At 59.8% G+C, this 24813-nt stretch carries 21 protein-coding genes; 12 read left to right on the plus strand and 9 right to left on the minus strand.

Annotated features, from left to right (window positions below; all coding sequences use genetic code 11):
• Nucleotides 1-118 precede the first annotated feature (118 nt).
• The 3 genes from WDZ78_RS19325 to WDZ78_RS19335 are packed head-to-tail and all read left to right on the plus strand — an operon-like array spanning nt 119 to nt 2697.
• Nucleotides 119-1072, plus strand: coding sequence for a sulfonate ABC transporter substrate-binding protein (locus tag WDZ78_RS19325; protein ID WP_060727496.1), 954 nt, complete (start codon nt 119-121; stop codon nt 1070-1072).
• Nucleotides 1073-1087: 15 nt separating this feature from the next.
• Nucleotides 1088-1867, plus strand: coding sequence for an ABC transporter permease subunit (locus tag WDZ78_RS19330; RefSeq protein WP_111793001.1), 780 nt, complete (start codon nt 1088-1090; stop codon nt 1865-1867).
• A gap of 8 nt (nt 1868-1875) precedes the next feature.
• A complete protein-coding gene (locus WDZ78_RS19335; RefSeq protein WP_425673931.1) occupies nt 1876-2697 on the plus strand; it encodes an ABC transporter ATP-binding protein in 822 nt (273 codons plus the stop codon).
• Nucleotides 2698-2738: 41 nt separating this feature from the next.
• On the opposite strand, the gene putA is transcribed toward WDZ78_RS19335, so the two are convergent.
• On the minus strand, nt 2739-6413 hold the full coding sequence (gene putA, locus WDZ78_RS19340; protein ID WP_425673932.1) for a trifunctional transcriptional regulator/proline dehydrogenase/L-glutamate gamma-semialdehyde dehydrogenase: 3675 nt from the start codon (nt 6411-6413) through the stop codon (nt 2739-2741).
• 175 nt (nt 6414-6588) lie between these two features.
• Between putA and WDZ78_RS19345 the strand changes: the two genes are divergently transcribed.
• The gene (locus tag WDZ78_RS19345) at nt 6589-7059 is read left to right on the plus strand and encodes an Lrp/AsnC family transcriptional regulator (protein WP_003508741.1); all 471 of its coding nucleotides are present in this window, start codon (nt 6589-6591) and stop codon (nt 7057-7059) included.
• Between the two features lie 59 nt (nt 7060-7118).
• On the opposite strand, the gene WDZ78_RS19350 is transcribed toward WDZ78_RS19345, so the two are convergent.
• Together WDZ78_RS19350 and WDZ78_RS19355 are read right to left on the minus strand one after the other, a co-directional pair.
• Nucleotides 7119-7685: an RNA polymerase sigma factor gene (locus WDZ78_RS19350; RefSeq protein ID WP_003508744.1), complete on the minus strand. Its 567-nt coding sequence runs from the start codon at nt 7683-7685 to the stop codon at nt 7119-7121.
• Nucleotides 7685-7891 carry a NepR family anti-sigma factor gene (locus WDZ78_RS19355; RefSeq protein ID WP_003508746.1) on the minus strand — a complete coding sequence of 69 codons (207 nt, stop codon included), beginning with the start codon at nt 7889-7891 and terminating at the stop codon, nt 7685-7687. Before WDZ78_RS19355 ends, WDZ78_RS19350 begins: the two co-directional genes overlap by 1 nt.
• A gap of 138 nt (nt 7892-8029) precedes the next feature.
• Here WDZ78_RS19355 and WDZ78_RS19360 point away from each other — a divergent pair, with 138 nt between their 5' ends.
• Nucleotides 8030-8824 (plus strand): response regulator, encoded by a 795-nt coding sequence (locus tag WDZ78_RS19360; RefSeq protein ID WP_003508747.1) that lies wholly within the window; start codon nt 8030-8032, stop codon nt 8822-8824.
• A gap of 95 nt (nt 8825-8919) precedes the next feature.
• Nucleotides 8920-9909: a sensor histidine kinase gene (locus WDZ78_RS19365; protein ID WP_425673933.1), complete on the plus strand. Its 990-nt coding sequence runs from the start codon at nt 8920-8922 to the stop codon at nt 9907-9909.
• Between the two features lie 296 nt (nt 9910-10205).
• Here the strand turns inward: WDZ78_RS19365 and WDZ78_RS19370 are convergent, their stop codons facing one another.
• Nucleotides 10206-11930 carry a sensor histidine kinase gene (locus WDZ78_RS19370; RefSeq protein ID WP_425673934.1) on the minus strand — a complete coding sequence of 575 codons (1725 nt, stop codon included), beginning with the start codon at nt 11928-11930 and terminating at the stop codon, nt 10206-10208.
• Nucleotides 11931-12166: 236 nt separating this feature from the next.
• Here WDZ78_RS19370 and WDZ78_RS19375 point away from each other — a divergent pair, with 236 nt between their 5' ends.
• The gene (locus tag WDZ78_RS19375; RefSeq protein ID WP_425673935.1) at nt 12167-12739 is read left to right on the plus strand and encodes a PRC-barrel domain-containing protein; all 573 of its coding nucleotides are present in this window, start codon (nt 12167-12169) and stop codon (nt 12737-12739) included.
• Between the two features lie 103 nt (nt 12740-12842).
• On the opposite strand, the gene galE is transcribed toward WDZ78_RS19375, so the two are convergent.
• The 3 genes from galE to WDZ78_RS19390 all read right to left on the minus strand — a co-directional run bounded on the left by galE (nt 12843) and on the right by WDZ78_RS19390 (nt 14800).
• Nucleotides 12843-13826, minus strand: coding sequence for a UDP-glucose 4-epimerase GalE (galE, locus tag WDZ78_RS19380; protein ID WP_020009945.1), 984 nt, complete (start codon nt 13824-13826; stop codon nt 12843-12845).
• 181 nt (nt 13827-14007) lie between these two features.
• Complete coding sequence (locus WDZ78_RS19385) at nt 14008-14445, minus strand: hypothetical protein (RefSeq protein ID WP_003508754.1); 438 nt, start codon at nt 14443-14445, stop codon at nt 14008-14010.
• A gap of 10 nt (nt 14446-14455) precedes the next feature.
• Nucleotides 14456-14800, minus strand: a complete 345-nt coding sequence (locus tag WDZ78_RS19390; RefSeq protein WP_020009943.1) for a DUF883 family protein — start codon at nt 14798-14800, stop codon at nt 14456-14458.
• Between the two features lie 282 nt (nt 14801-15082).
• On the opposite strand from WDZ78_RS19390, the gene nspC reads away from it, so the two are divergent.
• Nucleotides 15083-16180 carry a carboxynorspermidine decarboxylase gene (nspC, locus tag WDZ78_RS19395; RefSeq protein ID WP_425673936.1) on the plus strand — a complete coding sequence of 366 codons (1098 nt, stop codon included), beginning with the start codon at nt 15083-15085 and terminating at the stop codon, nt 16178-16180.
• Nucleotides 16181-16239: 59 nt separating this feature from the next.
• Entirely contained in the window at nt 16240-17478 is a 1239-nt protein-coding gene (locus tag WDZ78_RS19400; protein ID WP_425673937.1) for a saccharopine dehydrogenase family protein, read from the plus strand.
• 65 nt (nt 17479-17543) lie between these two features.
• On the opposite strand, the gene WDZ78_RS19405 is transcribed toward WDZ78_RS19400, so the two are convergent.
• Complete coding sequence (locus tag WDZ78_RS19405; protein ID WP_020009940.1) at nt 17544-18185, minus strand: TetR/AcrR family transcriptional regulator; 642 nt, start codon at nt 18183-18185, stop codon at nt 17544-17546.
• Nucleotides 18186-18288: 103 nt separating this feature from the next.
• Here WDZ78_RS19405 and WDZ78_RS19410 point away from each other — a divergent pair, with 103 nt between their 5' ends.
• Nucleotides 18289-18738, plus strand: a complete 450-nt coding sequence (locus WDZ78_RS19410) for a hypothetical protein (RefSeq protein ID WP_425673938.1) — start codon at nt 18289-18291, stop codon at nt 18736-18738.
• Between the two features lie 97 nt (nt 18739-18835).
• Here WDZ78_RS19410 and WDZ78_RS19415 read toward each other — a convergent pair whose 3' ends face one another.
• A complete protein-coding gene (locus WDZ78_RS19415; protein WP_020009938.1) occupies nt 18836-20683 on the minus strand; it encodes a DEAD/DEAH box helicase in 1848 nt (615 codons plus the stop codon).
• Between the two features lie 390 nt (nt 20684-21073).
• Between WDZ78_RS19415 and WDZ78_RS19420 the strand changes: the two genes are divergently transcribed.
• Together WDZ78_RS19420 and ptsP are read left to right on the plus strand one after the other, a co-directional pair.
• Complete coding sequence (locus WDZ78_RS19420) at nt 21074-22351, plus strand: aspartate kinase (RefSeq protein WP_003508761.1); 1278 nt, start codon at nt 21074-21076, stop codon at nt 22349-22351.
• A 175-nt stretch (nt 22352-22526) separates the two neighbouring features.
• Nucleotides 22527-24794, plus strand: coding sequence for a phosphoenolpyruvate--protein phosphotransferase (gene ptsP, locus WDZ78_RS19425; protein WP_425673939.1), 2268 nt, complete (start codon nt 22527-22529; stop codon nt 24792-24794).
• Nucleotides 24795-24813 lie beyond the last annotated feature (19 nt).

Below are 24813 nucleotides of genomic sequence, written 5' to 3' on the forward strand. Positions count from 1 at the left end.
ATTTTATTCCCGCAATATCGCTCATATTGAATTATCGTCTCTCTATCGTTTTAGTGGAAAACCCTAGCATTGCTCCATATCGTGAACCGGCCAGAGGGGCTGGTGACAAGGAGATGAAATGCCAGCCATCACCCGCCGTGCGCTTTCCGCCAGCCTTTTTGTTGCAGCCGCATTCTCCGTCCTGCCGCTGCAGGCGCAGGCGGCGGAAGAGCTGAAGATCGGTTACCAGAAAACCGGCCTGCCGGTTATCGCCCGCCAGCAGGGCGTCATCGAAAAGGCGCTCGAGGCTAAGGGCGTGAAGGTTTCCTGGGTCGAATTCACCGCAGGCCCGCCGCTGGTGGAGGCTTTGAATGTCGGCTCCATCAATGTCGGCTGGACGGGCGATGCGCCGCCGATCTTCGGGCAGGCGGCGGGTTCGGCCATCGTTTATGTCGCGGCTCTTCCCTCTAACGGCAAGGGCGAGGCGATCTTCACCAAGCCTGAAAGCGGTATCAAGTCGGTCGCCGATTTGAAGGGCAGGAAGGTCGGCGTCGGCAAAGGCACCAGCGCCCACAATCTGCTGGTCGCGGCGCTGGAGAAGAACGGCCTGAAATTCAGCGATATCGAGGTGGTCTATCTCAGCCCTGCCGATGCCGCGGCCGCTTTCGCCAGCGACAAGATCGACGCCTGGGCGGTCTGGGATCCCTTCTACGCGATCGCCGAAACCCGCTACAAGCCGGTGACGCTTGCCCGCACCAGCGATGTTCTTGCGGTCAGCACCTATTTCCTCGCCAATCGCGATTATGCCAAATCCCATGCGGACACCATCAACACCACCATCGATGCGCTGGGCGAGGCGGCGAAATGGTCCGCCGCCAACCGCGACAAGGTTGCCGCCGCTCTGCACGAGGTGACGGGCGTTCCGCTGGAGGCGCAGACGCTGGCCGCGAACCGCTCGGAATTCGGCATTACCAAGATCGATGACAAGATCGTCGCCAGCCAGCAGGAAACCGCCGACCGCTTTTATCGTCTTGGCCTGATCCCGAAACAGATCAGCATCAAGGATGCCGTCTGGTCGGGCGCGACCAACTGAGCCGGAGGAAACGCCGTGAGCACCGGAAAGCGTATCGAGATTGGCGGCATCACAGGCTGGCTGCTCCCCGCACTCATTCTTGCAGGCTGGGAGGCGGCGGCGCGCGCCGGTCTGATTTCCGCCAATGTGCTTCCGGCCCCTTCCGCTGTCGCGGAAGCCTTCTGGCGGCTTTTGCTCTCGGGTGAGCTTGTCGCCAATATCGGCGTCAGTTCCGCCCGCGCACTCGCCGGTTTCGCCATCGGCGGTTCCATCGGCTTCATCTTCGGGCTGGCGAACGGCCTGTCCAGATTTTCCCGCAGCTTCACCGACACCACGCTGCAGATGATCCGCAACATTCCGCATCTGGCGCTCATTCCGCTCGTCATCCTGTGGTTCGGCATCGATGAGGAAGCGAAGCTCTTTCTCGTCGCGCTGGGGGTGTTTTTCCCGATCTACATCAACACGCTGCTCGGCATTCAGGGTGTCGATCCGCAACTGGTGGAGATGGGCCGCACTTATGGCATGTCGCCCTTCACGCTTTTCCGGCGGGTCATTCTGCCCGGTGCGCTGCCTGCCATTTTCACCGGCCTGCGTTATGCGCTCGGCATCATGTGGCTGACCTTGATCGTGGCGGAAACCATCTCTTCTTCCTCCGGCCTCGGCTACATGGCCATGCAGGCGCGCGAGTTCTTGCTGATCGATGTCGTCGTGCTGTCGATCCTCATCTATGCGCTTCTCGGCAAGCTGGCCGACAGTTTCGCCCGCTTCCTCGAAAGCATCTTCCTGCAATGGCATCCAGCCTTCAAGAAAGTCTGAGGTAACCCATGTCGACCGGTAATGTGACGACGCTGAGACGCCCTGATACCCCGCCATCCCCTCCGTCTCAGGCAAAGATCGAACAACGCGATAAGTCGACTGAAGGCAAGGTCGCCGTCAGCTTCCGCAACGTCACGAAGAGCTTTGGTGACAAGCAGGTTCTGCGCGGCATCGATCTCGATGTGCGGGAAGGCGAATTTCTGGCCGTCATCGGCAAAAGCGGCTGCGGCAAGAGCACGCTCCTGCGTATTCTGGCCGGTCTCGACACGCCGACGACCGGAACCGTCTCGAAAGACCCATCGAGCCGCACCCGCATGATGTTTCAGGAGCCGCGCCTGCTGCCGTGGGAGCGTATCGCGAATAACGTCTCCGTGGGGCTGACCGGTATCGCCAAAGGTGAGGGTTCGAAGGAACAGGCCCTTGCGATTCTCGATGAGGTGGGCCTGAAGGACCGGGCGGGCGAATGGCCCTATGTGCTCTCGGGCGGCCAGAAGCAGCGCGTGGCGCTGGCGCGCGCGCTGGTCGCCCATCCGCAGATCCTGGCACTGGATGAGCCGCTTGGCGCGCTCGATGCACTTACCCGCATCGAAATGCAGCTTCTGCTGGAGCGCATCTGGCGCAAGCAGAAATTCACCGCCGTGCTCGTCACCCATGATGTTTCCGAGGCCGTCGCTCTCGCGGATCGCATCGTCGTCATCGATGAGGGGCGCATCGCGCTCGATCTCGATGTGAAACTGCCGCGCCCGCGCCGCCACGGCACGGCGGAATTTGCAAGACTGGAAGAGCAGGTTCTGAACCAGCTCTTCGGCCGTGGTGATGTCAGCGGATAAAGAATGAACCGGCAGGACCGAGACCCTGCCGGACGATATCATCAGCCAATGCTCATCAGGCTGGCATTGCCGCCGGCGGCTGTCGTGTTGACGCTCACGGAGACTTCTTCGACCAGCCAGTCGAGAGTATAGGGCTGGCTTTCACTGGTAAGCGCTTTCGTTGTCGCGGCCTGAACGAGAACGAGCGGGCCGGGAAGTGCGGCGATCTTTTTGTTGACCGCCACGATACGCTCCGCATCGCCCTCGACCAGTGCGCCGGCGAAGGGACCGGACTTTGCCCAGTCATCCGCCCAGACAATCCGTGAGGTCACGGTTGCGGGCAGTCCGTAAATGGATTTTTCCAGCCCCGACGCATTGTCGATGACAACCGAGTTACCCGTGGAAAGCGCCGCGGCAAGCTGGCGGTAAAGCCCCTGTTCAGTGGCCGGCACCAGCAGGATTTTGCCGCGTGGATGCAGCGCATAGACGTTGCGTTCGCCGACAGGACCCGCGAGTTCGGTTTCGAAGCCAAGGCCGGAAAGTGCTGCCGCCTGCCGTGCGGCTTCGGCCGCGACGGTTTCGCCGTTTTCGTCCAGCCAGCGGGCGAGATCGACGGCTGCCTGATCCTGCTGGCTCGCAACGCGGTCGATCCTCGGCGCTTCCTGCGTCATGCGGCCGAGATAGAGCGGGCCGCCAGCCTTGGGGCCGGTGCCGGAAAGGCCGCGTCCGCCAAAGGGCTGTACGCCGACCACCGCGCCGATGATGTTGCGGTTCACATAAAGATTGCCGGCAGCGACACGCGACAGGACGTGCTGGATCGTATCGTCAAGACGTGTATGCAGGCCGAAGGTCAGGCCATAGCCGGTGGCGTTGATCTCGTCGATCAGCCGGTCGAGATTGTCACGCTTGAAGCGGATGACATGCAGCACCGGCCCGAAGACTTCGCGCTTCAGATCGGCGAGCGACTTCATCTCGATGATGGTCGGCGGCACGAAGGTGCCCTTGCCGGTTTCGCCAGCAAGCTCGATCTGTTCGATCCGGTGGCCGAGCCCGCGCATGCCCTCGATGTGCTTTTCGATGATGCCCTTCGCCTCGGCGGTGATGACAGGGCCGACATCGACGGAAAGCCGGTCGGTACGGCCGATGCGCAGCTCATGCAGCGCGCCCTTCAGCATGGTCAGCGTGCGATCCGCCACATCTTCCTGCAGGCAGAGAATGCGCAGCGCCGAACAGCGCTGGCCGGCGCTGTCGAAGGCGGAGGCGATAACGTCGGCGACGACCTGCTCGGCAAGTGCGGAGGAATCGACGATCATGGCATTCTGGCCGCCGGTTTCGGCAATCAGCGGGACCGGCTGGCCATTGGCCAGAACCCGGCCGGCAAGCTGGCCCTGAATGAGCCGCGCCACTTCCGTCGAGCCCGTAAACATCACGCCGGCTGTAAGGGGTGAACCGACAAGTGCGGCTCCCGTCTTGCCGTCGCCCGGCAGAAGCTGCACGGCGTCCTGCGGAACGCCGGCCTCATGCAGCAGACGCACGCCCTGAGCCGCGATCAGCGGCGTTTCTTCGGCAGGCTTTGCCAGAACCGGATTGCCGGCAACCAGCGCCGCCGTCACCTGGCCGATGAAGATGGCGAGCGGGAAGTTCCACGGGCTGATGCAGACGGCCGGGCCGAGCGGCGTTTCGCCGGCCTTGAAATTCCGGCGGGCTTCCGCTGCGTAATAACGCAGGAAGTCGATCGCCTCGCGCACCTCGGCAATGGCGTTTGGCATGGATTTCCCCGCCTCGCGCATGATGAGGCCGAGCAGGGCGGGCATTTCGGCCTGCATCGCATCGGCGGCGCGCTCCAGGCAGGCGGCGCGTTCTTCCACCGGGGTGGAAGGCCAGTTCGAGGCTGACGCCCGCTGCATCGCGGCTTCGACATCGGCTTGCGTCGGTTCGGTCACATGGCCGACGATATCATTGTGGTCGCCGGGATTGAGAACCGGGCGCGTGTTGCCACCTGCCTGTGGCGCCGTGGCTTTCCATTCGGTCGCAGCGCCCGCCTTCAGGATTTTGTCCAGTGCGGAGAGCGTCGTTTCACTGGAGAGGTCGAGGCCGGCGGAATTTTTGCGTTCCGGCCCGAACAGGCCTTCGGGGGCGGCGATGCGGTCGTGGCGCGCGCCGGGAACGGCATAGGCCTTGACCACCGCAACCGGGTCTTCAAGCAGGGAATCCACCGGCACGGCGGGGTCGGCAATGCGGTTGACGAAAGAAGAGTTCGCACCGTTTTCCAGCAGGCGGCGGACCAGATAGGCCAGCAGCGTCTCATGGGTGCCGACGGGGGCGTAGAAACGGCAGGGCCGGTCGAGCTTTTTCTTGCCGACGACTTCGCTGTAAAGTGGTTCGCCCATGCCATGCAGGCACTGGAACTCGTAGTCGCCGAGTTTGAAGTCTGGACCGGCGAGATGGTAGATCGTCGCCATGGATTGGGCGTTATGGGTCGCAAACTGCGGGAAGACCAGATCGCGCGCAGCCAGCAGCTTGCGGGCGCAGGCGATGTAGGAGACGTCGGTGTGGACCTTGCGGGTGAAAACCGGGAAGTCTTCCAGCCCTTCCACCTGTGCGCGCTTGATTTCCGCGTCCCAATATGCGCCCTTGACGAGGCGCACCATGATGCGGCGGCCCGCACGGCGGGCGAGATCGATGATGTAATCCAGAACGAAGGGGCAGCGGCGGCCATAGGCCTGCACGACGAAACCGAGGCCGTTCCAGCCCGCAAGGTCCTTATCAAGCGCCAGCTCTTCCAGAAGATCGAGCGACAGTTCCAGCCGGTCCGCCTCTTCGGCATCGATATTGAGGCCGATATCGTATGTCTTGCTCAGCAGCATCAGCGATTTGACGCGCGGCAAAAGCTCCGCCATCACCCGCTCGGCTTGGGCGCGGGCGTAACGCGGATGCAGCGCCGAAAGCTTGATGGAAATGCCGGGCCCGCCATAGATGCCACGGCCGGCTGAGGCCTTGCCGATGGCGTGGATGGCGTTTTCGTAATCCTTGTAATAACGCTCCGCATCCTTCGCCGTGGTCGCGGCCTCGCCCAGCATGTCGTAGGAATATTGGAAGCCCTGTTCTTCCAGCGGCTTCGACCGCTTGATCGCTTCGCCGATCGTCTCCCCGGTCACGAATTGCTCGCCCATCATGCGCATGGCCATGTCGATGCCACGGCGGATGACGGGTTCGCCGGCCCGGGCGATCAGCTTGGTGAGCGCCGCCGAAAGGCCGCTGTCATTGACCGTCGAGGTCAGTTTGCCGGTGATGACGAGCCCCCAGGTTGCGGCATTGACGAAGAGCGAACGCCCGCCGCCAATATGGGACTTCCAGTCACCGCGCGCGATCTTGTCGCGGATCAGCGCGTCGCGGGTGGCGGTGTCGGGAATGCGCAGCAGCGCTTCGGCAAGGCACATCAGCGCCACGCCCTCATGGCTGGAAAGCGAATATTCCTGCACAAGCCCCTCGACGCCGGTGCCCTTGGTCTTGGCACGCAATGCCTCGATCAGTTTTCGGGCAGTGTCGCGAATGGCTTTCGCCTCTTCAGCCGTCACCGTTGCCGCGTCGAGCAGTGGCGCAAGGCATTCTTCTTCGGGGCGGCGATAGGCGGCGGTGATTGCCTTGCGTAGCAGGCTCTGTTCGCGCACCGGCGGTGCAAAATTCTGGAAGATACCGTTCGCCATTACACCGGCGTTGCTTGCACCATCGGCCATTCTGAAAATCCTGAAAAAGCTGTTGAAGACAGACCGTCGGCGGCAGCGTGTCCTCCGCCCGCCGCTTGTCATCCTGTCGCAGACAATATCATCATCGCAGAAATTGCTATGGCCCTATTTTCAGGATAAAACAGGCAATATGAACTTTTATTTTTCAGATTTGGCGTGAAATCACATGGCAAACAGTCAGAAAACAGACGGTCTGGACCACTTCGATCTCAAGATTCTCGAGGCGCTCAGCGAGGATGGGCGCATGTCCGTTCTGCAATTGTCGAAAAGGGTAGGCCTTTCCAAGACGCCCTGCCAGACGCGGCTGAAGCGGCTGGTGGATGAGGGCTATATTCTCGGCTTCCGCGCCATGCTCAACCCGGAGAAGCTCGGCGTCGATCACATCGCCTTCGCTGAGGTGAAACTCTCCGATACGCGGGAAAAGGCGCTGGAGGAGTTCAACACGGCGGTGCGCAAGATCAAGGAAGTGGAGGAGTGCCACATGATCGCCGGCGCCTTCGATTATCTTCTGAAGGTGCGCACCAGCGATATCCGCAAATACCGAAGGGTACTCGGTGAGAAGATCTCCAGCCTGCCATCCGTCTCCAACACCTCGACATTCGTGGTCATGCAATCGGTGAAGGAAACCGGCATCTGAAAAGCGGACATAAAAAAACGGGCAGGCGACTGCCTGCCCGTTTTGGCTGTTCGGTTTTCTCAGCGCGCCGTGGCTGCGGCGGTGACCGCGCTCATCTGCGCGTCCGGACCAAACTCGTTTTCGTTTTCAATGCCCAGCAATTCCTGCAGGCGCAGTCTTGCACGGCTGACACGGCTCTTGATCGTGCCGACCGGGCAGCCGCAGATTTCGGCGGCTTCCTCATAGGCAAAACCCGAGGCGCCGATCAGCAGGATGGCTTCACGCTGGTCATCCGGCAACTTTGCGAGTGCTGCCCGGAAATCCTGAAGATCCACCGAACCATGCTGTTCGGGCGGGACTGACAGGCGCGAGGTATAGACCCCGTCCGTATCCTGCACCTCACGGCCGGATTTGCGGATCTGGCTATAGAACTCGTTGCGCAGGATCGTCACCAGCCATGCGCGCATGTTGGTGCCCGGCTGGTAGCTGTCCTGTTTGGCCCAGGCCTTCATGATCGTGTCCTGCACGAGGTCGTCAGCACGATCCCTCGAGCGGATGAGCGATATAGCGAATGCCCGCAGGTTTGGCAGCGCCGCCAGCATTTCCCGCTTGAAATTGTATTCTGTCTGCTCTGGCTCTTTCGCCATCATTCCTCCGAAGCCTTGGCTTTGGCTTTATTTTCGGCTTCATCGAGTTTCTCGAGAAGATCGAGGAATTTGTCAGGGATGCCCTCTTCCTGAACGGCATCGTAGAGCTCCCTGAGCTTACGGGAAATCACCGCCCGCCCGGAGTGCGGGACCTGGGGGGCGGCTGGATTGTCCGGAGATTCTTGGTCCGATTGAAATATGTTCATAACGTCCGGTATTCCTTTTGTGTCGTGGCAAATAATGCGCGGTAAAAAAAATAGTTCCGGCGATCCGGAACTATTTTTGCGATGCGCACGTTGCTATCGTGGGTTTGCGCTGCAGACCGCATGAAAGGGGAGAATTCCATGTCAGTTTCTACACGCATCGCACCGCACCTGCCATATCTGCGCAGGTTCGCGCGTGCCGTTTGCGGCTCTCAATCCACGGGCGATGCCTATGTTGCGGCAACACTCGAAGCTCTGATCGCCGATATCAGCATTTTTCCGCAGACAAGCGGCGATCGCGTTTCGCTCTATCAATTGTTCGTATCGATCTTTAGTTCCGTCACGATCAATATTAAGACCGATGAAAACCTGTCTGGATGGGAAAAACGCGCCTCGGCCAACCTCTCCGCCGTGCCGGCGCTGGCCCGTCAGGCTTTCCTTTTGACGACTGTTGAAGAATTCACGCCATCGGAAACCGCAGAGGTTCTGAAGGTCTCCGAAGATCAGGTCGGCAAGCTGATCGATGAGGCGGCGTCTGAAATCGCCCGGCAGGTGGCGACCGATATCATGATCATCGAGGACGAGCCTCTGATCGCCATGGATATCGAACAGATGGTCACCGATCTCGGCCACCGTGTCACGGGCATTGCCCGCACCCACACGGAAGCGCTCGAGCTCTTCCATCGCACCCAGCCGAAGATGATCCTCGCCGATATTCAGCTCGCCGATGGCAGCTCCGGTCTCGACGCGATGAAGGACATCCTGCAGATGACCACCCTCCCGGTGATCTTTATCACGGCTTTCCCCGAACGTCTTCTGACGGGCGAGCGGCCGGAGCCGACCTTCCTTGTGACGAAGCCGTTTAATCCGGACATGGTGAAAGCGCTCATCAGCCAGGCTCTGTTTTTCAACGAAAGCTCACGCGTGGCGGCGTGAATTTTGCCGAAACCGCGGACTGACCGGGAACCAGTCTGGTGCCCGGACGTTGGCGGTTACGGTCGTGGGGCTGCCCCGCGGCTTTCTGCAAGGAGATGAATTTGCATCGGCTGGCATGGCATAACGCGGAGAGGAACGAAAGCGAACTTCACGACTCGCTCGTCCTCGCCTTGCTCGATTCGGGTGAGACAGTCATGCTTCAGGACTGGAACCGCGACTATATATTCGTGGCCAATCTGCCTGATGTCTGGAAACTTCCGGCAGATTCCCACCCGACAGATGAAAATCTGTTTGGCAACGATCTGTCAGCGCGGCTTGCCGAACTCAAGAAGGACATGCACACCGTGGGCAGCCGCGGCATGCTGGAAGTCAATGCCGGCAATGATCGCGTCTTCCAGTTTCAGGTCCATTCCACCTTCAACCAAACGGACCAGGTGGTGATGAAAACCACCATTCGCGAGGTGACGGCGGAAAGGCGGCGCGAGCAGCTTCTTCGCTCGCTGTTGCGTGAAGTCAGCCACCGCTCCAAGAACCTGCTGGCGATCATCCAGAGCCTTGCCGGGCAGACAGCCCGCTTCAGCCTCACCAAGGATGATTTCCTGCGCAAGTTCCGGGGGCGGCTGCACGCTCTTGCCCAAAGTCAGGATCTCATCACGGATTCAGACTGGCGGGGGGCGCGTATATTCGAGTTGCTGCGCCAGCAATTTGATCTCTACGTGCCGGAATATCCGAACCTCATCCATATGGAAGGGGAGAACCTTCTCCTCAACCCGAATGGTGCGCTCTATATCGGACTTGCGTTCCATGAGCTGGTTGTCAACACCGTCAGCCATAGCGGCAATCTTGCCTACCACCCGCCCATAACCCTGCAATGTCGCCAGGAGGGTGATTTTTATGTCGTCGAATGGAATGAGCCGATGATGCCGTCGAAAGAGCCGACGGAGGCCCGGCGCGGCAGCTTCGGCAGCGTCGTGCTGGAAAAGGTGGTTCCGTCCGCATTGGGGGGAAGCGCCGAGTATGAGTTGACGCCCGAACGGATCGTCTACCGGCTGAGATTTCCCTCCGGCGACAGCGCGGACGCCTGAAATCAGTCTGCTCCTCGAAGAGCCGATCTAACTTCCATTTCGTGAAGATAAAAAGCAAAAAGCACGGCCCATGAAAGAGCCGTGCTATTTTTATGACAGGTTTTCAGGGGTGAAACCTGTTTATTTTCAGCCAAGCTTCAGGCGGGGACGGGGGAATTGCTTGGCCTGCAGTAAAAACACCCATGGCCGGATTCGGTTCCCGAAAAATGCGTTTTTTTAACATTACGCAAGATATCAGCCATTTTGCGCTGCTTTTTGCTGTCCGCATGGCGGAGACGGTTCGCCAACGGGCGGCCTCAATGCGTGCCCGTCTGTTCCGATCGTTTGGGCGTGAAATAACGGATCGGCGCTTCCAGAGACCACTCGAAGCCGGATTCGCGATATTCCGTCACCACCTGCCCGCCGAATGCGCCTTCCGCATGCCTTTTGATGACCGTGGTGCCGAAGCCCTTGCGGCTTGGCTCTCTCGCCGGTGGTCCACCCGTTTCAGTCCAAACGAGATGGATCATCTGCCGACCGTCCTTTTCAAGTGACCGCCAGCGCACCGTGATTTTTCCTGATGGAGCCGACAATGCACCATATTTGATGGAGTTCGTTGTCAGCTCGTGGATCACCAGGCCGAAATTCTGCGCCGCTTCCGGGGAGAGCATGAAATCATCTCCCACCAGCACGACGCGCTGCGCCACGGTGCCGAAAACATCGAGGTGGGTCTCGATCAGCTTGCGGATAGGCAGGCCCTGCCATTGAACCTCCGCCAACGCCCGGATCGACATTCCAAGACCACGCAGGCGGTGATCCACCTCCTTCTGGAATTCCGGAATGCTTTTATTCTCGCGTCCCAATTGCCGTATCATCGCCTGAACCAGCGTCAGAATGTTCTTGGAACGGTGCACCAGTTCGTGCAGCAGCAATTGCAGCCGCTCTTCCGACTGGCTTCTGTCGAAGGAAGCGTTGGAGAGTGCGATGGCGACCTGGTTGGCTTCCTTTATCTTGGTATCGACAGGAGCGACGATTTCGCCTTCGCCGATGCGCTCGGCCATCAGCGTCAGGTCACGAATGGAGCTGCGCAATTGCCGGCCGACCAGATAGGCGCCGCCAATGGCGATCAGCACCAGCACAAGGCTGCCGATCATCATCTGTCGCCATGTGTCCACCAGCACGGCCTGGCTTGCTGCAAGCGGCCCCCACATCACGGTCTTCCATTGCCATCCCGGCAATTGGGCATAGGCGTAGAGATTACCTTTGCCGTCAAAAAAATTGCCGCTGAAGGCCTGCATTTCCGAGAGTACGTCAGGATTGACGAAGGGTTTGCCCACTTCCGCCTCCTCCTGCGCGCTGGAAACGACGACGCGATTGGTCCCGTCGATAATGGCGACCGCCCAGTTGCGCGGCAGGTTTTCCGTGGAGATCAGCCGGCTGAGGTCGCTGGCGTTCTGCGTCAGGATCAGGGCATCCCCGGCCGAATCCAGTTCCGGGCCAAGCGGCATGGTAACGTTGAACACCCATTCCTTGCTGGTCGCGCCGAAAAACATGTCCGAGACGGTGATGCGACGGGAGTCGACCGCCCTGGCGAGATTTGCTCCCTCCGGCACCTTGCTGAGCGGCTGGCCATAGGGCACCCGGGTGTTGAGACGCTGCTGGCCGTCCTTGGTGGCGAGAATGGCGTAGAGGCCTTCCCGCTTCAGGCTGTCTGCGACGCGTCCCTGAAATGCGGCAAGGTTGCCGCTCTCAAGTTCCGGAAATTGCGACAGGAGATTGAGCGAGGTGGCTATTTCCTGCAGGCGGCGGTCGATGTTACGGGAGACCACCCGCACATCCTCGATGGTTTCCCGTTGCAGGTCGTCACGTTTTTCCGCCTCGAGGCGGAGCATCAGATAGCCGCCGAAAAGAATGAGCGGGAGCGTGATGACGGTCGCCATCACCACCAGATAGGTGCCGATGGAGGCGGTCGGAAAAAAATTCGCACTGCGCCGACGCAAAGCCGAGATCATGTCTTTCAGTCTGTCGCCGGGTCGAGGCATACAAAAAACTCCGGCAGTTATGGCATTGTTACGACACGGATAATACCGTGCCGTCCCCCTTTAGCAATGCCTGATTTTTACCTTCGGTTGTTGCGGCAGGCCACAATTGCGTCGGCGTGATTGAAAAAATCGGAACTATTTCAACGACCAACCCGTTTGCCAGACGAACCGGCCGAGAAGCGGACATGAAATTCATCCCCGCCGGCCAGTCGAGAACGATGAAAGGAAGGTACGAAATGGCTAAGAAACTTACGATACTCGTCACCGCCGCCCTGATGGGCACGACGGCTTTCGCGCCGCTGGCCATCGCTCAGGGCACCACCCAGCCTGCGCCGGCAAATCCGAGCGCGCAGACTGAGCCGGCAGCTCCTGCCACCCCGATGACGCCTGCGGCTCCTGCGGCCAATGACAGCGCGGCTGCAACGACGGGCGGCGCCTATCTGACCGAACAGGGCGAAACGCAGGTCAGCGCCAACGACTATATCGGCAAGTCGGTCTATACAGCGGCCGATGAAAGCATCGGTAACGTCACCAACCTGATCATGGAAGAAGATGGTGGTCTCGTTGCGGCTGTGATTGGCGTCGGCGGCTTCCTGGGCATCGGCGCAAAGGACGTTGCCGTTCCCATGGACAAGGTAACGATGACGCGTAATGCGCAGGACGGCACGATCCGCCTGACGACGACGGAAACGGCGGAAACGCTGAAGGCCGCTCCCGAATTCAAGACGCTGGAACAGAAGGCCAGCGAAAAGAATGCGGCAGTACCGGCGGCTCCCGACAGCACGACGACGTCCGCCACAAAGCCCTGATCCCCATACCTGGGAGGCAGGAGCGGGACCGGCTTTGATGAGCCGCCCGCGGGAGGCACCGGCCAGAAGGCCGGTGTCTTTTTTGTATCTGGCCGCTGATTATTCAGTCACCGGCATTGCGGGAGGAATGCCACGCCCAGGCGGATCTGATGATATCGGACAGGGAATAACGCGGTTCCCAGCCCAGAACCTCTTTAGCCTTGTCATTATTGGCGACAAGCGTCGTGGAATCGCCGTCGCGGCGTCCTGTATATTCAACGGGGAAGGGGCGGCCGGAAACTTCCGAAATCGCCGTCAGCAGTTCCTTCACTGTCGTTCCGGTGCCGGTGCCGAGGTTGAGTTCGACGGTTTCTCCGCCATCCAGCAGATAATCCACGGCCCGCACATGCGCATCTGCAAGGTCGAGAATGTGAATGTAGTCGCGCACGCAGGTGCCGTCGCGCGTGTCGTAATCCGTGCCGAACACCTTGAAGCCCTGACGCCTGCCGAGCGCCGCCTCGATGGCCAACGGGATCGCATGGGTTTCCGGCTTGTGCCACTCGCCGATGCGGCCCTCGAAATCCGCGCCTGCGGCATTGAAGTAGCGCAGCATGACGGAGCGCAGCCCCTTATAGGTGCTGTAATCCTTCAGCGCCTGCTCCACCACCCATTTGGTGCGGCCATAGGGGTTAATCGGCGCCTGCCGGTGCGTCTCGTCGATCGGCACCTGTTCCGGCAAACCGTAGGTGGCGCAGGTGGAGGAGAAAACGAACGACGTGACACCGGCATCAATGGCGGCGGAGAGCAGGTTGAGCGAGCCGATGACGTTGTTGTCGTAGAAAGCCACGGGCTGCTTGACCGATTCACCGACTTCGATCAGGGCGGCGAAGTGGAGAACGGCTTCCGGCCGGTGTTTGGCGAAGACTTCGTCCAGCCGCGCCCGGTCGCGAATATCGCCCTGTTCGAAGGGTCCCCAGCGGACGAATTCCTCATGGCCGTTGGACAGATTGTCGAAAACGACAGGTTCATATCCTCGCTCAGACAGGAGAAGGCAGGTGTGCGAACCGATATAGCCGGCACCGCCGACAACAAGGACTTTCTTCTTCATCAATTGCCTTTCAGAAAATTACGGACGCGCCGAGACTGCCCGAGACTGTATGTCACTTTGTTCAAATAAGGGCGGCGTGGCGCAGGACGCCATCAACCAGTCTATCCTTCGCGGGTAACATAAAAAAAACCGCGCATCCATGGTCTGGATGCGCGGTTTGCCTTGACGTGTCGCCAAGAAATTACTTGGACTTTTTCGTATTGACCCTGGTGGCCAGAAAACCCGCCGCAACAGCGACGGCGAGCGTGGCATAGGGGCGTGCCTGGATCGCCAGCGTCAGCAGCGATTGCAGGGCCAGCGGCGCTGCGGCAAGCGGCGCTGCCGTCAAAGGTGCGACGGCCGGCCGTGCGGCATAGACCCTCGGGCGTTTGACGATCGCCAGCGCCACCAGCATGATAACGCCGAGCAGGAATGCCGTGCCGGCTACGACGAGCGCCGCGGGGCCTGCGCCCACATGCCGGGCAAGATAGATGGACCCCGCCACCACGGCGGCGATGAAGGCGATCAGAAAGAATATCCCGGTCAGAACCGACAGGATTATGGTCGCGCGCAATCGCCTTGTGACGACGCGGCCTTCGCGCTGGGTCTCCCCCAGATAGACCAGCAATGCCTCAAGCATGAGCGCGGCCTTATCGACGCGTCAGAAGGGCGAGCACGAAACCGACGCCGACGGCGATGCCGAGCGATTGCAGCGGGTTCTTCTGGACGTGGTCGGTCAGATTGTCGTTCAGCGTGGAGATTTCGCTGCGGACGCTGTCGGCCATTTCGCCGGACGCGGTCAGCGCGTCATCGGCTACACGGGCTGCCTGCGCCTTCAGTTCGTGCGATGCTCCGACGCCGAGCGCCTTCACGCTCTTGGCAAGATTTGCCAGATCTTCGCGAAGCTGAGCGAGCTGCGCCGCCACATCGGCTGCATCACCGTTTTCGAGGGATTGCTGGATCTTGTCATTTACGCTGCTACGCACGCTTGCCATAGGTGAAGTCCTTCCTGAACATCGTTTATGGGAATGGCGGCATGTTACAGACTGCCACCGCTCACGAACCTTCGTTACGGCGGCCGAAACACCCGCCTGTCCGCCATTCAAACGCGCCCATGCCGGCTTGGTTCCGCAAGGGAAGGTGTTTTCTTCACAGGCATTTCGGCTCGGGGGCAAATTTCCGGGAATTCGGTGCCGGACATTTGTTTTCCTGTCACAAGCATCATATAAGGCCCATCATCGAGACGTACCTTGACTTCAATCAATATGTGAAACGACATGCTCCAGACGCCCTATTACCTCATCGACAAGACAAAACTTCTTCGCAATATGGAGAAGATTGCCCATGTGCGGGAAAAATCCGGCGCCAAGGCGCTCTTGGCGCTGAAGTGCTTCGCCACATGGTCGGTGTTCGATTTCATGTCGCAATATATGGATGGCACCACCTCGTCGTCGCTTTATGAAGTCCGTCTCGGCCGTGAGAAATTCGGCGGTGAAACGCACGCCTATTCGGTCGCCTATGCCGATTATGAAATCGACGAGGTGATTGCCAATGCCGACAAGATCATCTTCAATTCGATCGGTCAGCTCGAGCGTTTCGCGGACAAGGCTTCCGGCATCACGCGCGGTCTGCGCCTCAACCCGCAGGTCAGCTCCTCTAGCTTCGATCTCGCCGATCCCGCCCGTCCCTTCAGCCGCCTCGGCGAATGGGATGTCGCCAAGGTCGACAAGGTCATGGACCGTATTTCCGGTTTCATGATCCACAATAATTGCGAAAACGGTGATTTCTCGCTGTTCGACCGCATGTTGACGCAGATCGAGGAAAAATTCGGATCGCTGTTGTCGCGTGCGGAATGGGTCAGCCTCGGCGGCGGCATTCATTTTACGGGCGACAATTATCCGCTCGACCAGTTCTGCGACCGTTTGCGCGCCTTCTCGGAAAAATACGGCGTGCAGGTCTATCTGGAGCCGGGCGAAGCCTCGATCACCAAGAGCACGACGCTGGAAGTGACGGTTCTCGACACGCTGTTCAACGGCAAGAACCTCGCCATCGTCGACAGCTCGATTGAAGCGCATATGCTTGATCTGCTGATCTACCGCGAAACCGCCAAGGTTTCTCCGAACGAGGGCGAGCATCCCTATATGGTCTGCGGCAAGTCCTGCCTCGCCGGCGATATTTTCGGCGACTTCCGCTTCGACAAGGAGCTGAAGGTTGGCGATCGCATCTCCTTCCAGGACGCGGCCGGTTACACCATGGTCAAGAAGAACTGGTTCAACGGCGTGAAGATGCCGGCGATCGCCATCAAGGAACTCGACGGCACCGTGCGCGCCGTTCGTGAATTCGACTTTGCCGATTTCGAGCAAAGCCTGTCTTAAACCCTGTTTCAACATCCAACGAAGCTCATCCCTGCGGGGAAAAGGAGGCATCACCTGAAATGAAGAAGAACGTTCTGATCATCGGCGCCGGTGGCGTAGCACAGGTCGTGGCGCATAAATGCGCCCAGAACAGCGATGTATTGGGAGACATTCATATTGCGTCACGGACTTTGGAAAAGTGCCGCAAGATTGTCGAGTCCGTACGCGAAAAGAAGAGCCTCAAGACAGATGTGAAGCTTGAGGCCCATGCGCTTGACGCGATGGATATCGAGGCGACGAAAGCCTTGATCAAAAAAACCGGCGTGGAAATCGTCATCAATGTCGGTTCGGCTTTCGTCAACATGTCCGTTCTTCAGGCCTGCATGGACACGGGTGTTGCCTATATGGACACGGCGATCCACGAGGATCCGACCAAGATTTGCGAGGCGCCGCCGTGGTACGGAAACTACGAGTGGAAGCGTGCCGCAGAATGCAAGGAAAAGGGCGTTACCGCCATTCTCGGCGTCGGTTTCGATCCGGGCGTGGTCAATGCCTATGCCCGCCTTGCCAAGGATGACTATTTCGACAAGGTCACCTCGGTCGATATCGTTGACATCAATGCCGGCAGCCACGGCCGCTGGTTCTCGACCAACTTCGATCCGGAAATCAACTTCCGCGAATTCACCGGCGTCGTTTATTCCTGGCAGAAGGGTGAGTGGCAGACGAACCAGATGTTCGAAGTCGGCCAGGAGTTCGACCTGCCTGTCGTCGGCAAGCAGAAGGCCTATATGACGGGCCATGACGAGGTCCATTCGCTGTCCCGGAACATGGACGGCGCCGATGTGCGCTTCTGGATGGGCTTCGGTGATCATTACATCAACGTCTTCACCGTGCTGAAGAACCTCGGCCTGCTGTCGGAGAAGCCGGTCAAGACGGCTGAAGGCCTTGAAGTCGTGCCGCTGAAGGTGGTCAAGGCTGTCCTTCCCGATCCGTCTTCGCTGGCGCCCGATTATGTCGGCAAGACCTGCATTGGCGATATCGTCAAGGGTATCAAGGACAGCAAGGAACGCGAAGTCTTCATCTATAACGTGGCTGACCACAAGGAAGCCTATGAGGAAGTCGGCTCGCAGGGCATTTCCTACACCGCCGGCGTTCCCCCGGTCGCCGCCGCCATGCTGATTGCAACAGGCGAATGGGACGTGAAGCAGATGGCGAACGTTGAAGAATTGCCGCCGAAGCCGTTCCTCAACCTTCTGAACAAGATCGGTCTTCCGAACCGCATTAAGGACGAAAACGGCGACCGCGCGCTGACGTTCTGATCGATGGCGTTCTGATCTGTCGAGACAAAAAGCCCCGCGAAAGCGGGGCTTTTTTAATGGCGACCTCAGCTTTTGGTGAGCTGCCTTATGAAGAGATGCAGCGTTTTATGCATTGCCTCCGAAGGGGGTTCTGCGCCATGCCATTCCGGAAAATGTCCATCGATTGCCATCCGGGCAAGGCCATAGACCAGTGCGCGAGCGCCCAGTACGAGCTGGTTGAGGTCGAGGCTTGGGGACAGCTGGCCGTTTTCGCGCGCCTGCGTCAGCAGGCTGATCATCAGTCGCCGGATGGCGTCATTCTGCTCACGCAAAATATCGGAAGAACTGAAGTCGATCAGCGTTCGGGAACTTATGACCTCGAAATGCGTCGGGTTGGCCAGCGCCCAGCGTAAATAACCGTGGCCAATAGCCTCAAAGATGACAAGTGGGGTCTCGTCGCCCGCCTGCGCTCTCGCGGTTTCGACGGATTCGGTCAGCCGGTTCATGGCCTGCTCCGCGACAGCTGTCATCAGTGCCGTTTTCGAACGGAAATGCCTGAATGGTGCTCCTGGGGAGACGCCCGCGCGCTTGGCCGCCTCGCGCACGGAGACGTTTTCAGCACCCCGCTCCTCGATGATGGCGATCGTCGCTGCGACAAGTTCATCGACAAGATTTCCGTGGTGGTAGGGCCTGGCTGGCCCCGTCTTTTTATCCTGGCGCTTTTCCATAGGTCTTTGGTTAGCACCGAACCCAGATGTAAGCACTGTTTATTTTCTTGTGTCGAAGTGAATCTTATGTAAGCATCGATTACATTGAGCTATGGAGATTTCAATGCTGCATTTGTTTTTAAGAATCACTCTCGTATTTTCATTCCTTCCGATCGCCGCCGCCCAGGCCGAGGAAAGCCCGAAGCTGGAAATCGTCTGGCCGAAGGCAGGCGATGTCATCGAATTGGGCGATGATCCGGAAGGCGCGATCGACGTCGTCGTGAAAAGCAACTTCAAGCTGCTTCCCGGCGGGAAATGCGGAGGAAACGGCCAATGCGGCCATGTGCACATGAAAATCGACCCCTCGGGCGATACATGCAACATTCCCGGCCGCGCCTATAACAGCATGAACAGCGACTTCGGCGGCGATCTGATCAAGGCCCGTTTTGGACATTGCCCAAGCCCGACCGGGCGGCATGTCATCGGCATTCTGCTGGCCAATGATCACCATCAGCCCGTTCTGGTAGACGGCAAGCCCGTGACGGGGCTTGTCGAAGTGACGACAAAAGACTGATCCGTGGGAGCGGTGTCCACACCGCAGCTTGGCACAATAAAAAAGGTCCCGTGCAAACGGGACCTTTGTCTTGAAAATTCTGAAAGCGGGTGAGTCTTCAACCCTTTGTCGGCTTCGGCCCACGCTTTTCGAAAGGCCTGTCTTTCTTGCCTTCGAATTTCGGCTTGTCGCCGAAGGCCTTTTTCTTTTTCCAGGGCTTGTCTTCAGCCTTGCGGTCATCGCGCGGCGCGCCTGCATTGTCCGATTTGGAGAATTTGCGCTGGGCCTTGGCCGGGCGGGTGTCTTCGCGGACATTGCCGGTCATTTCCGGCTTGCCTTCGAGCGCCTTCAGGCGAATGCCCTTCTCAAGCATCATGTCCTTGCCGATGGCGGAGGTGAAACGGTCGACGGCATCGGCCGCCAGTTCCACGAAGGTCTCCGTCTGCTGCATGCGGATGGCGCCGATATCCTGACGGGTGATCTTGCCGAAACGGCAGAGCATGGGGATGAGCCAGCGCGGCTCGGCGCTCTGCTTGCGGCCGACGGACAGCGAAAACCATGCGCTGTCGGAGAAGTCCGACCGTTCGCGGCGCGGCGCATTGTTTTCGACCGGTTCGAAACTGTCGCGGCGCGGTTTGCGGGTATTGTCCAGCGCGACTTCCGTGATGTCCTCCGGAGCGGAGCGTCCGGCATGGTAAAGACGCACGAAGGCGGCGGCGACTTTCTCCGCACCGTGCTGCTCGAGCAGCTGGGTGACGAAATCGCGTTCGTCCTCGGCGACGGCCTCGGTCAGCGAAGGATCGGCCAGAAGACGGGCGCCGTCGCGCTCGACGATTTCTTCAACGGACGGCGGGCGAACCCATGCCGCGCTGACCTTGGCGCCTTCGAGAAGGCGTTCTGCCTTGCGGCGCTGGTTGATCGGCACCACGACGGCGCTGACGCCCTTCTGTCCGGCACGGCCGGTGCGGCCGGAACGGTGGAGAAGCGTTTCCGAATTGGTCGGCAGGTCGGCGTGGATGACGAGTTCGAGACCCGGCAGGTCGATGCCGCGTGCGGCAACGTCGGTCGCCACGCAAACACGGGCGCGGCCGTCACGCATGGCCTGCAGCGCGTGGGTGCGCTCGTTCTGGGTGAGCTCACCGGAGAGCGCCACGACCGAAAAGCCGCGATTGTTCAAGCGGGCCGTCAGATGGTTGACGGCAGCGCGGGTGGAGCAGAATACGATGGCGTTGCGGGCTTCGTAAAAACGCAGCGCGTTGATGATGGCGTTCTCGCGGTCCGCACCCGTCACCAGCAGGGCGCGATATTCGATATCTACATGCTGCTTCTGTTCGGAAGCGGTGGCGATGCGCACGGCATTTTTCTGGTAACTTTCGGCAAGCTTGGCGATGCTGCGCGGAACGGTGGCCGAGAACATCAGCGTGCGGCGATCGTCGGGCGATTCTTCCAGAATGAATTCCAGATCTTCGCGGAAACCGAGGTCGAGCATCTCGTCGGCTTCGTCAAGCACAACCGCACGGATGGAGGACAGATCAAGTGCATTGCGCTTGATGTGGTCGCAGAGACGACCGGGCGTGCCGACGACGATGTGCGCGCCGCGCTCCAGCGCCCGCCGCTCATTGCGGATGTCCATGCCGCCAACGCAGGAGGCAATGGAAACACCGGCAAACTCATAAAGCCATTCCAGCTCGCGCTTGACCTGCATGGCCAGTTCGCGGGTCGGTGCAATGGCAAGCGCCAGCGGTGCGGAAGCCTGACCGAAACGGGTGTTTTCCGAAAGCAGCGTGGTCGCGAGCGCGATGCCGAAGGCGACCGTCTTGCCGGAACCGGTCTGGGCGGAAACCAGCGCGTCCTTGTCGGCGAGTTCCGGCGACAGCATCGCCTGCTGCACGGGGGTCAAGTCTTTGTAGCCGCGTTTTTCCAACGCCTGCGCGATCGCCGGGGCGATACCCTGGGTGTCTGTCATCTACCGTCTTTCGGATATGAAGCTGCCCGCATCCGCCCGAAACCAATAGGTCCTAAAGTCTCCGGGGCAGCCGATACAGGCCATTTCGGCCATCTGGCCGGTTGCATTGCCGCGCTCATACTGCGAATGGGCCCGTTTGTACAGTGCACTGCGGTACGCTCTTTTGTGGGTGCTTTATCCCGCCGGCGCTTCATCCCGCTATTGTCCGATGCTCACGCTCTAGAAAAAGGCGTACCGCATGGTTCATAAACGGCATTGCGTGCCCCCCGCCTTTTCGCTAAGAGACCCGCAACTTGAGGCTCTTTGTCAGGAAGGGCCGACTGGGTTTGTTCTTGTCCGTCCGTCTCCTGAAGGAGGCGGCGGGAAAATGGGATGGTACTGGTCAAGGCTATGGCTCGCATTGTCATGAAATTCGGCGGCACGTCCGTCGCGAACCTCGAACGCATTCACAATGTCGCACGGCATGTGAAACGCGAAGTGGATGCCGGCCATGAAGTGGCCGTGGTCGTTTCCGCCATGTCCGGCAAAACCAATGAGCTGGTGGACTGGGTGCAGAACGCAGCCAAGGTCGCCGGCGCCAACGCCGCCTCCTTTTTCGACGCGCGCGAATATGACGCGGTCGTCGCATCCGGCGAACAGGTGACATCGGGTCTTCTGGCTATCACGCTGCAATCCATGGGCATCAATGCGCGCTCCTGGCAGGGCTGGCAGATCCCGATCCGCACCGACAATGCGCATGGCGCCGCCCGCATTCTCGAGATCGACGGTTCGGATATCGTCCACCGCATGGGCGAAGGCCAGGTTGCCGTCGTTGCCGGCTTCCAGGGCATCGGTCCGGACAACCGCATCGCGACGCTCGGCCGCGGCGGCTCGGACACATCAGCCGTTGCAATCGCCGCCGCCGTCAAGGCGGATCGCTGCGACATCTACACTGACGTCGATGGCGTTTACACCACCGATCCGCGCATCGAGCCGAAGGCTCGCCGCATGAAGAAGATCGCCTTCGAGGAAATGCTCGAAATGGCGTCTCTCGGCGCGAAGGTTCTGCAGGTTCGCTCGGTCGAGCTTGCCATGGTACACAAGGTGCGCACCTTCGTTCGCTCCAGTTTCGAGGATCCCGATGCGCCGGGCATGGGCGACCTCATCAACCCGCCCGGTACTTTGATTTGTGACGAGGATGAAATCGTGGAACAGGAAGTCGTAACCGGCATCGCCTATGCCAAGGATGAAGCACAGATCTCGCTGCGCCGCGTGGCCGACCGTCCGGGCGTCTCCGCTGCGATCTTCGGGCCGCTGGCGGAAGCGCATATCAATGTCGACATGATCGTGCAGAACATTTCCGAAGACGGTTCGCGCACGGACATGACCTTCACCGTTCCCTCGGGCGACGTCGCCAAGGCGCTCAAGGTTCTCGATGACAACAAGGCCCAGATCGGCTTCGACGTCGCACAGAACGAAACCGGCCTTGCCAAGGTGTCCGTCATCGGTATCGGCATGCGCAGCCACGCCGGCGTTGCCGCCAGCGCGTTCAAGGCGCTTGCCGAGAAGAATATCAACATCAAGGCGATCACCACGTCCGAGATCAAGATTTCGATCCTGATCGACGGCGCCTATGCCGAACTTGCGGTCCGCACTTTGCATTCCGCCTACGGTCTCGATAAGGCTTGAAGCCGAGACATCGGTTCCCGATGCTCCGATTCTTCGGAGTTGCGTTCTTCCGATGTGGCGTTTCATGAAAGCGTGTCCCTTGCGGGACGCGCTTCTCGCGCTATAAATTTTTAAATGACGTTTTGATTCTCGAATATTATGACATTCGGATCGGAAGCGTCGGGGAGCAAACGCGATGAGAGACCTTTCCGCAGGTCCGCGCGTCCTGCTCAAGCGGCTGCGCGAAATGATGGCGGAGCACCTTGAACCGCAGGACCGTCTGGACCAGATCGTCCGTCAGATCGCCGGCAACATGGTGGCGGAGGTTTGCTCGGTCTATGTGCTGCGTTCCGACAGCGTGCTTGAGCTTTATGCCACCGAAGGTCTCAACAAGGATGCCGTGCATCTTGCCCAGCTGAAAATGGGGCAGGGTCTTGTCGGCACGATTGCCGCGTCGGCCCAACCTCTCAATCTTTCCGATGCGCAGGCGCATCCTGCATTCCGCTATCTTCCTGAAACCGGTGAGGAAATTTATCATTCCTTCCTCGGCGTGCCGATTTTGCGCTCCGGTCGCACTCTTGGCGTTCTTGTGGTCCAGAACAAGGCCAGCCGAACATACCGGGAGGATGAAATTGAAGCGCTCGAGACAACCGCGATGCTTATCGCTGAAATAGTGGCGAGCGGCGAGTTGAAAAAGATCACCCGCCCCGGTGTGGAGCTGGACCTCACCCGTGCCGTCTCCATCGATGGCGACGCTTACGGTGAAGGCATCGGTCTTGGCCACGTCGTGCTGCACGATCCGCGCATCGTCGTCACCAATCTCTTGAACGAGGATGCGGATACGGAAATCCGGCGTCTTGCCGATGCCATCGGATCGTTGCGCCTGTCGATCGACGACATGTTGCAGCGCCGCGATGTGCCGACCGAGGGTGAGCACCGCGAGGTTCTCGAAACCTATCGCATGTTCGCCCACGATCAGGGCTGGGTACGCCGCATGGAAGAGGCGATCCGCAACGGCCTGACGGCGGAAGCGGCTGTCGAAAAGGTGCAGAGCGACACCAAGGCGCGCATGATGCGCCTGACCGATCCTTACCTGCGCGAACGCATGCATGATTTCGACGATCTCGCCAACCGGCTGCTGCGCCAGCTCATCGGTTTCGGCGGGCGTGGTCCCGAGCAGGATTTCCCGCTCGACGCCATCGTGCTTGCCCGCGCCATGGGTGCCGCCGAACTCTTGGATTATCCGCGTGAGAAATTGCGCGGTCTTGTGCTCGAAGACGGCGCGGTGACGAGCCATGTCGTCATCGTGGCGCGCGCCATGGGCATTCCGATCATCGGGCAGGCGACGGGCATCGTTGCCCTTGCTGAAAATAACGACCCCATCATCATCGATGGTGATGACGGTCAGGTGCATCTGCGTCCGATGTCGGATTTGCAGCGCGCCTATGAGGAAAAAGTTCGCCTGCGCGCCAAGCGGCAGGAGCAGTTCCGCGCGCTCCGCAATGTCGAGCCGATCACCAAGGATGGCCAGAAGGTCAATCTGAAGATGAATGCGGGCCTGCTTGTGGACCTGCCGCAGCTGGAGGAATCCGGCGCCGATGGCATCGGCCTTTTCCGCACCGAACTGCAATTCATGATCGCCTCCAACATGCCGAAGGGCGAGGAGCAGGAGGCTTTTTACCGCTCCGTTCTGCGGCAGGCGAAGGGAAAAAGCGTCACCTTCCGCACGCTGGATATCGGCGGCGACAAGGTCGTTTCCTATATGCGCGGCCAGGAAGAGGAAAACCCGGCGCTTGGCTGGCGGGCGATCCGCCTGTCGCTCGACAGGCCGGGCCTGATGCGCACGCAGATGCGCGCGCTGCTGCGCGCCGCCTCCGGTGCTGAATTGCGCATGATGCTGCCGATGGTGACGGAAGTGTCCGAAATCCGCGCCGCGCGTGATCTTCTGCAGAAAGAAGTGCAGCATCTTTCGAAGTTCAGCCACGCGCTGCCGAAAAAGCTGCAATTCGGCGCCATGCTGGAAGTGCCCTCGCTGATGTGGCAGCTCGATGAGCTGATGCAGGAGGTGGATTTCGTCTCCGTCGGTTCGAACGATCTGTTCCAGTTCTCGATGGCGGTCGATCGCGGCAATGCGCGTGTTTCGGATCGTTTCGATAATCTGGGCAAGCCGTTCCTGCGCATTCTGCGCGATATCGTGCGCGCTGGCGAAAGGCACCACACTTCGGTGACGCTGTGCGGTGAAATGGCGAGCAAGCCGCTTTCGGCCATGGCGTTGATTGGTCTTGGTTTCCGTTCGGTTTCGATGTCGCCGACGGCGATCGGCCCCGTGAAGGCCATGCTGCTCGGGCTTGATGCCGCGCGCCTTGCCGATGAGCTGAATGCGGCGCTGGACGATCACAATTCGCTGGAAAGCGCGCGCGAGGTGTTGTTACGCTTTGCGGCGACGCATTCCATTCCCATTTAAAAAGACCTGTTTCAATATT

The sequence above is a fragment of the Agrobacterium sp. M50-1 genome, from assembly GCF_049843495.1.
GTDB classification, from domain to species: domain Bacteria; phylum Pseudomonadota; class Alphaproteobacteria; order Rhizobiales; family Rhizobiaceae; genus Agrobacterium; species Agrobacterium radiobacter.

Excerpts from the sequence above, each read along its gene's own strand:
- galE (WP_020009945.1), bottom strand. The coding sequence starts at position 13,826 with ATGAAGAAGAAAGTCCTTGTTGTCGGCGGTGCCGGCTATATCGGTTCG.
- WDZ78_RS19350 (WP_003508744.1), bottom strand. The coding sequence starts at position 7,685 with ATGGCGAAAGAGCCAGAGCAGACAGAATACAATTTCAAGCGGGAAATG.
- WDZ78_RS19365 (WP_425673933.1), top strand. The coding sequence starts at position 8,920 with ATGAATTTGCATCGGCTGGCATGGCATAACGCGGAGAGGAACGAAAGC.
- WDZ78_RS19345 (WP_003508741.1), top strand. The coding sequence starts at position 6,589 with ATGGCAAACAGTCAGAAAACAGACGGTCTGGACCACTTCGATCTCAAG.
- WDZ78_RS19385 (WP_003508754.1), bottom strand. The coding sequence starts at position 14,445 with ATGCTTGAGGCATTGCTGGTCTATCTGGGGGAGACCCAGCGCGAAGGC.
- WDZ78_RS19405 (WP_020009940.1), bottom strand. The coding sequence starts at position 18,185 with ATGGAAAAGCGCCAGGATAAAAAGACGGGGCCAGCCAGGCCCTACCAC.
- WDZ78_RS19400 (WP_425673937.1), top strand. The coding sequence starts at position 16,240 with ATGAAGAAGAACGTTCTGATCATCGGCGCCGGTGGCGTAGCACAGGTC.
- WDZ78_RS19335 (WP_425673931.1), top strand. The coding sequence starts at position 1,876 with ATGTCGACCGGTAATGTGACGACGCTGAGACGCCCTGATACCCCGCCA.
- WDZ78_RS19375 (WP_425673935.1), top strand. The coding sequence starts at position 12,167 with ATGGCTAAGAAACTTACGATACTCGTCACCGCCGCCCTGATGGGCACG.
- WDZ78_RS19415 (WP_020009938.1), bottom strand. The coding sequence starts at position 20,683 with ATGACAGACACCCAGGGTATCGCCCCGGCGATCGCGCAGGCGTTGGAA.
- WDZ78_RS19325 (WP_060727496.1), top strand. The coding sequence starts at position 119 with ATGCCAGCCATCACCCGCCGTGCGCTTTCCGCCAGCCTTTTTGTTGCA.
- WDZ78_RS19360 (WP_003508747.1), top strand. The coding sequence starts at position 8,030 with ATGTCAGTTTCTACACGCATCGCACCGCACCTGCCATATCTGCGCAGG.
- nspC (WP_425673936.1), top strand. The coding sequence starts at position 15,083 with ATGCTCCAGACGCCCTATTACCTCATCGACAAGACAAAACTTCTTCGC.
- WDZ78_RS19420 (WP_003508761.1), top strand. The coding sequence starts at position 21,074 with ATGGCTCGCATTGTCATGAAATTCGGCGGCACGTCCGTCGCGAACCTC.
- WDZ78_RS19355 (WP_003508746.1), bottom strand. The coding sequence starts at position 7,891 with ATGAACATATTTCAATCGGACCAAGAATCTCCGGACAATCCAGCCGCC.
- WDZ78_RS19370 (WP_425673934.1), bottom strand. The coding sequence starts at position 11,930 with ATGCCTCGACCCGGCGACAGACTGAAAGACATGATCTCGGCTTTGCGT.
- WDZ78_RS19410 (WP_425673938.1), top strand. The coding sequence starts at position 18,289 with ATGCTGCATTTGTTTTTAAGAATCACTCTCGTATTTTCATTCCTTCCG.
- putA (WP_425673932.1), bottom strand. The coding sequence starts at position 6,413 with ATGGCCGATGGTGCAAGCAACGCCGGTGTAATGGCGAACGGTATCTTC.
- ptsP (WP_425673939.1), top strand. The coding sequence starts at position 22,527 with ATGAGAGACCTTTCCGCAGGTCCGCGCGTCCTGCTCAAGCGGCTGCGC.
- WDZ78_RS19390 (WP_020009943.1), bottom strand. The coding sequence starts at position 14,800 with ATGGCAAGCGTGCGTAGCAGCGTAAATGACAAGATCCAGCAATCCCTC.